This window comes from Limosilactobacillus walteri (assembly GCF_014830205.1).
Lineage (GTDB): Bacteria > Bacillota > Bacilli > Lactobacillales > Lactobacillaceae > Limosilactobacillus > Limosilactobacillus walteri.
In genome coordinates this window covers 1-575 of record NZ_QORN01000063.1, presented here as the reverse complement: position 1 = coordinate 575, position 575 = coordinate 1, and the positions used below count along the sequence as shown (strand labels likewise).

The following is a 575-nucleotide window of genomic DNA, read 5'->3' as shown; positions in this document are numbered from 1 at the left end:
GAGGCGCTGGTTGACGCACTTACTGAGGCGCTGGTTGACGCGCTCGTCGATGCGCTGGTCGAAGCGCTAGTTGAGGCACTTACTGATGCACTCGTTGAAGCACTGGTTGACGCGCTAGTTGAGGCACTAGTTGATGCACTCGTTGATGCGCTGGTTGACGCGCTCGTCGATGCGCTAGTTGAGGCACTTACTGATGCACTCGTTGATGCACTAGTTGACGCGCTCGTCGATGCACTAGTTGATGCACTCGTTGATGCGCTGGTTGACGCGCTCGTCGATGCGCTGGTTGACGCACTCGTCGAAGCACTCGTTGAGGCACTTACTGATGCACTCGTTGAAGCGCTGGTTGAAGCGCTAGTTGATGCACTGGTTGACGCGCTCGTTGATGCACTAGTTGAAGCGCTAGTTGATGCACTGGTCGAGGCACTAGTTGAAGCGCTCGTTGAGGCACTAGTTGATGCGCTTACTGAGGCGCTGGTTGACGCGCTCGTCGATGCGCTAGTTGAGGCACTTACTGATGCACTGGTCGAGGCGCTAGTTGAGGCACTTACTGATGCACTCGTTGATGCGCTAGT

1 protein-coding gene is annotated in these 575 nt (G+C 55.8%); it reads left to right on the top strand.

What is annotated here, in order from left to right:
- Positions 1-575: DUF445 domain-containing protein (locus DTK66_RS10745; RefSeq protein WP_191668668.1), on the top strand; the 575-nt coding region annotated here is incomplete at both ends.